Genomic DNA, 8,294 nt, shown 5'->3' with positions numbered 1-8,294 from the left:
GCCGTGAACTTCATTGCTTTTTCTCCGCATTATCCGCCCAACTACCTGCCTTTCTGGGTCAACCTGCGCCGTTTTGGGGTGAATGTGCTGGGGCTGGGCGATTCGCCGTGGGACTCGCTGCGCCCTGAGGTGCGCAGCGCGCTGAGCGAGTATTACCACGTTTGGAACGCACAGGATTACGACCAGCTGATCCGCGCGGTGGGCTACTTCACCTACCGCTACGGCAAAATTGACCGGCTCGAATCGCACAATGAATTCTGGCTGGAATCGGACGCCCGCCTGCGCACCGACTTCAACATCCGCGGCCTGCACAGTGAACAGATACCCGCCATCAAACGCAAGTCCGAAATGAAAAAGATGTTCGCCAAAGCCGGTTTGCAGCCCATTCGCGGGCGGGTTTGCCATACCCTTCAGGAAGCGCACGCCCTGGCCGATGAACTGGGCTTTCCGCTGATTGCCAAACCGGATATTGGGGTCGGCGCGTTTCAGACCTACCGCCTGCAAAGCCGCCGCGATTTGGAGGACTTCTTCGCCCGCAAACCGCTGGTCGAATACCTGCTGGAAGAACAAATTGAGGGTGAAATTGTCACCTTCGACGGTTTGACCAATCAGAACGGTAAAATCGTCTTTAGCTCCTCCATGCGCTACGGCAGCGTCATGGATATCGTCAACAACCAGACCAGTTTCTGGTATCTGATCACCCGCCAGATTGAGCCGGATGTGGAAGCCGCCGGGCGTAAAATCGTTTCCGTTTATCGCCTGCAGGAACGCTTTTTCCACTTTGAGTTCTTCCGCACACCGGATGGCGGACTGCGCCCGCTGGAAGTCAACATGCGCCCGCCGGGCGGCCTGACCACCGATATGTTCAACTTCGCCAACGACATTGATGTGTTTTACGAATATGCCAATGTGGTCGTCAACAACCGCTTTGATGCGCAGGTAACCCGCCCGTACGCCTGCGCCTATGTGGGCAGACGCAACGCCATCACCTACCGCCGTTCGGTGCAGGAAATTCTCTCGGCTTTTCCGCAGCAGACGGTTTACCACGGCGTGATTGACGGCGCCTTTGCGGCTGCCATCGGCGATTACGGCTTCATCGTCCGCTCGCCTTATGAAGAAGAAGTGGTCGAGATTGCCAGTTTCATCATCGAACCGGCCTGAGGAATTCCCATGAATATCGAATATCACCGCTACTGGAGTGAACACCTGCATCAGGACATGGAATTTAAGGTTTATGGTCATGCCGGCAAACCGGTGCTGGTCTTTCCCGCCATGGGCGGGCGGTTTTACGAGTTTGAGGACTTTGGCATGATCGGGGCTGCCGCATGGTTCATCGAACAGGGTCTGTTTCAGTTCTTCACAGTGGACAGTGTGGACAACCAGGCCTGGTGCAACTGGAACGTTCATCCCTATGACCGCGGCTGGCGGCATGAGGATTACGACCGCTACATCATCCACGAGGTGGTGCCGTTCATCCGCCAGCGCTGCGGGGAAGATACCCTGCTGCTGACCACCGGCTGCAGCATGGGCGGCTATCATTCCGCCAACTTCTTCTTCCGCCACCCGGATGTATTCGACAGCGTCATCAGCCTGAGCGGGGTGTTCAGCCTGCGCCTGTTTGTGGGCGATTATGTGGATGAACGGGTTTATTTCAACTCTCCGTTACTGTACCTGCCCAACCTGAACGATGAATGGTATCTGGAAAAGTACCGCCGCAGCCAGATCATCCTGTGCGCCGGACAGGGCGCCTGGGAGGAAGAGATGAACGCTGAACTGGCCGTACTGCGCGGTATTCTGGAGGCCAAAGGCATCCCGGCCTGGATTGACCTGTGGGGACAGGATGTCAACCACGACTGGCCGTGGTGGCGGCGGATGCTGCCCTATTTTTTGGGCAAACTGACCGAAAATCAGCCGCATTCAGAATGAAATTTGTCCCGAAGGCGGGCGACAAACCGCTTAATTTTGCGCTTTTCGGCGGGATTGGTGGTATAACAAAAACACCGGCAAAATCCCCCTGTCTTTGAAATTTAACAGATGATTTTTTAACGCGGTTCGGGATAAGCGCAAAACCCATATAGAAGCGAATTGACCCCCACCTACCTCCCCCAATATCGCTTTTGCGATATTGGGGGAGGCGCAGGAGGGGGCAATTAATCAGCAGTGGTGGGTATCACTTCGCTCGGAGTGCCATTGTTGGGTTCACGTCCTTTTGAGCGAGCAAAAACCCCAAATGAGACTGGTGAATGGACTTACCCCGCATTGAAGTTTGACATGAATTCGGGTTTGAGCCAAACAATCCTGTGAGTGGGATTGACCCCTTCCCTCCACCGCCACCGGAATTCACCTGACCTTACCCTTCGATAATGGGATTTTTGCCCTGGACTCTGGCGCAAGGCGAGGAGCAAATCTGTGGATTTTTCGTTTGTCGTCATCATTTTGCAGTTGATCTTTCTGGAGGGTATCCTCTCCATTGACAACGCGGCTGTGCTGGGGGCCATGGTTTCGGTCCTGCCGCACGATCAGCCCATCCCCTGGCCGAAAGCCCTGCACTGGCTGGGAAAAATTTTGGAAAAACCGCTCGGCCACCAGCGTGAAGGCGCGCTGCGCGCCGGTCTGCTGGGGGCGTACATCGGGCGCGGGCTGATGCTTCTGGCAGCCAGTTACATCATCCGCAACCCGTGGCTCAAACTGATTGGCGCGGCTTACCTCATCCGCCTGGCGCTGGATGATTTGGGGGCCGGGCATCATGAAGAAAGCGATGAGGACGGGCTGCGCAAGGTCAAGCAGACCGGCTTCTGGATTACGGTTTTGAATGTGGAGTTGATGGATCTGGCTTTCAGTCTGGATAATGTGGTCGCGGCCGTGTCGCTGTCCGATCAACTGTGGGTGGTGATGCTGGGTGTTTTCATCGGTATTTTGGTGATGCGTTTTGCGGCCGGCATTTTCAGCAGTGTGGTGCTGCGTTTTCCGGTGCTGAAATCCGCCGCCTATGTGCTGGTGCTGAACATCGGCGTGGAGCTGGTACTGGAAGAAATGGGGGTGATGGAATTTTCGGACTGGGCGCGATTTGGCATCTCGGCGGCGACCATTTTGATTGCCCTGGCGTATGACCGTTTCCACTTCCTGCAAGTGGTTCTGCGTCCCCTGCTGGTCTGGCTCAGTCAGGGGTTCGGCCTGATCAATGCGATGATCAACTGGCTGCTGGCGCCGATCAGCGGCCTGATTGGGCTGATCTTTCACCGTGCCCGGCGCAGTCATCCGGCGGCTGAGGCTTAATCCAGTTTCTTTTCCATCCAGACCACCTGCGTGGTGCCGAAATACGGGGTTGGCAGGCCGGCCACCTGATAGCCGTATTTTTTGAAATAATCGGTCGTGTTGAGGCGCGAATAACAGCCCAGCACTTTGTACCCGCGCTGACGGGCAGCCTCTTCCACCGCCTGCATCAGCAGTTTGCCGATGCCCTTGCGCTGGGCTTTGCCCGAAACCGCCAGATGCGAAAAACAACCCACCTCCGCTTCTTTTTCATACAGTTTGACCACCCCCAGCACCTCGCCGGTCTCGCTTTCCACCGCCATGAAATGCTGGCTGATCGGCTCGTAGTCATCTTTTTCGGTGCCGCGCGGCATTCCCCACGGTTCACGCAGCACACGGTAACGCAGGTCGTAGTAGGCTTTGAAGTCTTCACGGGTTAATGGCGAGCGGATTTCGATCATGAGGGCAACTCCTGAGGCGATCGGGCAGCGTTTTGCAAGGCTATATTTTGAGCACGGGTTTGGGATGAAGGATTTCCAATTTTTAATATTATAACGTCAGTTGGTGAGAAGTCCTTTCCCCAATCTCATTGTTTTTTTGCCCGCTCAAAAGGATAGGCAACTGTTCCGGTCTTCACCGCTTATGGATGCGGCACTGTTCAACACGAAGGTGCAAAGAGGTGAAAAAAAACCTTTGCGTCCTGGCGTTAAATCTGTTTTGCCTTGTTAACGTCAATTCGGGATAAATGATTTTCACATCAACTTTCGAATTTTCGTCCCCCCTCCCGCCTCCCCCAAAATCGCAGGGGCGATTTTGGGGGAGGTGCAGGTGGGGGTCATTGGCATTGCATAGCAGGTTTTGATCTTATCCCGAACTCACGTTAATTAACCATTTTCGGCCGCCTCCCCCAAAATCCGCAGAGCGATTTTGGGAGGTGCAGGGGCATGGACGATTATCGCCAACCTGCCGCCTTCAGGCAAAATTCAGGTTGGACAGGTACGGGCGGGGGTCGGCAATCCGCCCTTCGATAGCGGTTGCTGCGGCGGCAGCCGGGCTGCCGAGGTAAATTTCGGCCTGCGGGCTGCCCATCCGCCCGATGAAATTGCGGTTCATGGTGGTGAAAGCACGTTCACCGGCTGCCAGAACACCGCCGTGCCGTCCAATGCAGGCGCCGCAGCCGGGCGCGTTGACCGTGCAGCCGGCCTCCAGAAAGATTTGAATCAAACCGTTTGCCATGGCTTTTTCATACACCGTCTGGCTGACCGGCGTGACCAGCACGCGCGTGAAGGGGTGAACCTGCCGCCCGCGCAAAATGGCGGCGGCAATTTCCAGGTCCTCATACCGCCCGTTGGTGCAGGTGCCGATGAACACCTGATCTACCGGCAGGCCGGCCGCCTCGTGCAGCGGGCGCACCTGATCCACATCCGGGTGACAGGCAACCTGCGGTTCCAGCGCCGAAACATCCACCTCAATCACCCGCTCATAGCGCGGGTTGACCGGCCGAGGCAGGTCGTAGGGCGGGGCGGCTTTGGTCTGGGTTTGAAGGTAGTCCAGGGTGATCTCGTCCGGCGCAAACAGGCCGCATTTGGCGCCCACCTCCACCGACATATTGCTGAATACCAGCCGCTCATGCACCGGCAGACTGCGGCAGTAGGAACCTTCAAATTCCAAAGCCCGGTAGGTGGCCCCGTCCATGCCCATCTGCCCGACCACATACAGCATGACATCCTTGGCATAAACGCCCGGCTGCGGCCGGCCTTCCAGCCGGATGAGGATGGTGGGCGGGGTTTTGAACCAGCACTTGCCCGTTACCCAGGCCGCGCCGACCTCACTGGAACCCAGCCCGGTAGAAAAGCAGCCCAATGCGCCGTAGGTGACGGTGTGCGAATCGGCGCCGATGACCACCCCGCCGGGGCGCACAAAGCCCTCCTCGATCATCACCTGATGGCACACCCCGCGCCGGAAAAAATGGCGGATGCCCTGCTCGCGGATGAACTGCATGATGCGCGCCTGATTTTCAGCCGCCTGCAGGTTAGGCGCCGGGTAGGCATGGTCAAAGTGAATCACGATTTTATCCGCATCGCGAATCGGTTTGCCGATCTCGCGAAAGGCCTTGATCGCCAGCGGAGTGGTGTTGTCGTGGCTCATCATGTAATCCACATCCAGCAGGACGATTTCACCCGCCCGGACTCGCCGGCCGGCGCGCTGCGAAAAGATTTCCTCGATCAGTGTACCCATGTTTTGTCTCCTCCTAAAAACCGTTATCGGCGTGTTTTTTCAGCACCACCCGCGTCTCGGTCTGTTTGACGCCCGGCATGGTGCGTAATTCTTCAATAAAATTGTTCAGTTCCAGCGTGGTGGGCACTTTGATATAGGCAGCAATGTCCTGCTCGCCAGTGATTTCATAGACATTGAACACATATTTGAGGTTTTTCAGCCGGCGCACCACCGCGCCGGTATAGACGTGCGATTCGACCGCAATCATCACAATGGCGTTGATTTCGCGGGGGAAAATGTCCAGCCGCCGGCCGGTGACCTGCTCGGCAATTTCCAGAATATCGGCATCGTGCAGAATTTTGCGCTCATCACCGATGGTTTTGATTTCTTCCACGATGCGCTCCAGCTCGTCCGGCTGAACCTGCAGGCCGTACTCCTCCAGCCTGGCCGCAACCGCTTTTTTGCCGGTGTATTTGTCAATCACAATGCGCCGTTCGCGCCCCAACAGGGCCGGGTCAACGCTTTCGTAGGTGCGCGGGTCTTTCAGCACGCCGTTGGTATGCACCCCGGATTTGTGGGAAAAGGCGTTCAGGCCGGTGACCGGTTTATTGGGCGCCACAAAAAAGCCGGAAACGCGCTCGACATACGCCGCCAGGGATGGCAGGGTGCGCAAGTCATAATGTTCCACCCCCATCCAGCGGTTGAGCGCCAGCGCCGCCTCGGCCAGGTCGGGGATGCCGGCGCGCTCGCCCATGCCGTTGACGGTGGTGTGAATGCAGTCGGCACCGGCGCGCAGGCCTTCCAGCGCGTTGGCCAGCGCAAGCCCAAAATCGTTGTGGCAGTGCAGATCCATTTTGCAGGGCAGCAACCGCTGGCGCAGGGCTTTGACACGTTCGTAGGTTTCATGCGGGCGCAGGACGCCCAGTGTATCGGCAAAGCTGATGCGGTCGGCGCCGGCTTCGATGGCAGCATTGCAGACCCGCACCAGAAAGTCAAAATCGGTGCGGCTGGCGTCTTCGGGAGTGTAGCGCACCTTCAGCCCCAGGCTGCGCGCCAAGCGGATGTGTTCGGTAATGGTCTGCAGGGCGGTATCCTCATCCTTGCCCAGCTTGTTTTGCAGATGAATGCGCGAGGTCGGGTAGAAAATGGCGACCCGCGCCGCGCCAGCGGCGTGCGCCTTCTCGATTCCGCTGCGGGTTGCCAGTGAGTGAGCCACCACCTCGGCCTTCAAGCCCAGGCCGGCGATGCGCCGAACCGCCTCAAACACCTTGGGCGAGACGCTGGGATCGCCGGCTTCGATCATCTCCACGCCCACCGCGTCCAGCAGGCGGGCAATCTCAACCTTTTCCTCCACGGTGAAGTTGACCAGCGGGGTCTGTTCCCCTTCGCGCAGGGTACTGTCCAGAATTTCTGCCATTGAAAAACAACCTCCCAACCATAAAAATAAAAACTCCCCGGGCGAGGGGGAGTTTGTGCCAGACCAGAGCGTAAAAGGAGTCGCCTCTTAAACGCCGCAAACCCGCCTGCCCGAAGGGAAGGGGCCGATGCGCTTGGTTTGCTTCTTGACAAAGAGGAAGAGACGATTCATGTTGAATGAAAGTATAAGGAAATTGGCGGAAATGTCAAGAAGGAAATTTTTTTCACACAGCAAAACACATTTTGGGATAAGTACGGCTTCATACCAACTTACCCAGTATTTCCGGCGGGACCAGTTCCTTCAGGTGAGGATATTGTTCAATCAAACGGGCAATGTCCGCCAGGTCTTTTTGCCGCTTACTGCCGCGCCGTTCTGGATCGGAGGCAGCCCAAATTTTCCCCTGCAATACGTCTTCCAAAGCGGCAACCGGCAGTTTTAGACCCAATACTTCCCGAATTTCGGCACGTTCGACAAAGGATGGATAACGTTCATCCATCCAAATCTGTACCCGCAGGGCGGAACCCGGCAGTGAAATGTCGAGGCTGTGCGGCAAACGGTGGACGACAAAATGGGCGCGGATGAGCCGCTCCAATTCATCCATCGAGTTAACGGCCACAACAATGTCCAAATCTAAACTGACCAAAGGTTCAGCATAAGCATTGACTGCCTGCCCGCCGATTACACAAAATCGAATGTGATGCTGGCGGAGAAATTCCAACACCTTTTCCAATAGATTTTCTTGATCCATCGTAACGGTTTTCCAAAACGTGGTCGCTTGCATAACTATTCTCTTCCAATGATTGTATCATTTATTGATCATAATTACACCTCGCTACAAGCTCAAGTCAAAGTCTAAGCAGGGCAGAAACAATCGCCTGCGGAAGGCCGTTGAAAAGGGTTGGCGCTGCATTGCTGGCTGTTTTCTCGCATACAAAGCCAAAGACCAGGCCGCTGAAGAATGTCCAAAAACCCGACCATAACGCTGGTTGCCAGCGGCCATTGATCATTCTGGCAAGATTGAGGGCATGTTTCGGCTCAAACAACCCTGCAACATGGAGAATTCCCCAACTCCACTTCACGCCAAAGAAATTGAAGAGCTTGGCGAAAGCAGAATTCAGCCACGATTTTTCTACCCCCGAGAAAGCAGATCCTCGCCAAATCCAAGAAAAAATACGTCGAAAACAACAGCAGAAAACGCATTCGCCGCAGTCATGTGCCAGCAAGCGTTGCAATCCCAAATTAAAAGATTACTCCCAAACAGGAGACCGTTTTCAGGCCGGGAGAATTTGTCCTTCAACAGCCAACCCACCCCAAAAAGCGCAGTGACCTGAATGACCACCTCGATGAGTGCACCGTCCGGTTGGTTGTTAGGGAGGAAAGCCAACGTAGCGCCAGCGGCTGACGGCTG

General features: G+C 56.1%; 9 protein-coding genes. 3 read left to right on the top strand and 6 right to left on the bottom strand.

The genetic code is table 11. The annotated features are described in order from the left end of the window. The 3 genes from ACWIZX_RS08060 to ACWIZX_RS08050 all read left to right on the top strand — a co-directional run. On the top strand, nt 1-1,161 hold a 1,161-nt coding region (locus ACWIZX_RS08060; protein WP_448335407.1), incomplete at its 5' end, for an ATP-grasp domain-containing protein. Between the two features lie 9 nt (nt 1,162-1,170). Beyond that, nucleotides 1,171-1,926: an esterase family protein gene (locus tag ACWIZX_RS08055; RefSeq protein WP_448335406.1), complete on the top strand. Its 756-nt coding sequence runs from the start codon at nt 1,171-1,173 to the stop codon at nt 1,924-1,926. 483 nt (nt 1,927-2,409) lie between these two features. After that, the gene (locus tag ACWIZX_RS08050; protein ID WP_448335405.1) at nt 2,410-3,276 is read left to right on the top strand and encodes a TerC family protein; all 867 of its coding nucleotides are present in this window, start codon (nt 2,410-2,412) and stop codon (nt 3,274-3,276) included. On the opposite strand, the gene ACWIZX_RS08045 is transcribed toward ACWIZX_RS08050, so the two are convergent. From ACWIZX_RS08045 to ACWIZX_RS08020, 6 genes are all read right to left on the bottom strand, one after another. Next, nucleotides 3,273-3,713, bottom strand: a complete 441-nt coding sequence (locus ACWIZX_RS08045; protein ID WP_448335404.1) for a GNAT family N-acetyltransferase — start codon at nt 3,711-3,713, stop codon at nt 3,273-3,275. The genes ACWIZX_RS08050 and ACWIZX_RS08045 overlap by 4 nt on opposite strands. Before the next feature lie 511 nt (nt 3,714-4,224). Next, nucleotides 4,225-5,490 carry a 3-isopropylmalate dehydratase large subunit gene (locus ACWIZX_RS08040; RefSeq protein ID WP_448335403.1) on the bottom strand — a complete coding sequence of 422 codons (1,266 nt, stop codon included), beginning with the start codon at nt 5,488-5,490 and terminating at the stop codon, nt 4,225-4,227. Between the two features lie 13 nt (nt 5,491-5,503). Further along, a complete protein-coding gene (locus ACWIZX_RS08035; protein WP_448335402.1) occupies nt 5,504-6,886 on the bottom strand; it encodes a homocitrate synthase/isopropylmalate synthase family protein in 1,383 nt (460 codons plus the stop codon). A 259-nt stretch (nt 6,887-7,145) separates the two neighbouring features. Continuing rightward, the gene (locus ACWIZX_RS08030) at nt 7,146-7,667 is read right to left on the bottom strand and encodes a nucleotidyl transferase AbiEii/AbiGii toxin family protein (protein ID WP_448335401.1); all 522 of its coding nucleotides are present in this window, start codon (nt 7,665-7,667) and stop codon (nt 7,146-7,148) included. 64 nt (nt 7,668-7,731) lie between these two features. Next, a complete protein-coding gene (locus ACWIZX_RS08025; protein ID WP_448335400.1) occupies nt 7,732-7,929 on the bottom strand; it encodes a hypothetical protein in 198 nt (65 codons plus the stop codon). Between the two features lie 86 nt (nt 7,930-8,015). After that, nucleotides 8,016-8,294, bottom strand: a 279-nt coding sequence (locus tag ACWIZX_RS08020; RefSeq protein WP_448335399.1) for a hypothetical protein, incomplete at its 5' end; no start/stop codon positions are given.

This window comes from Bellilinea sp., from assembly GCF_053501535.1.
This window is presented reverse-complemented; position numbering and strand designations above follow the sequence as displayed.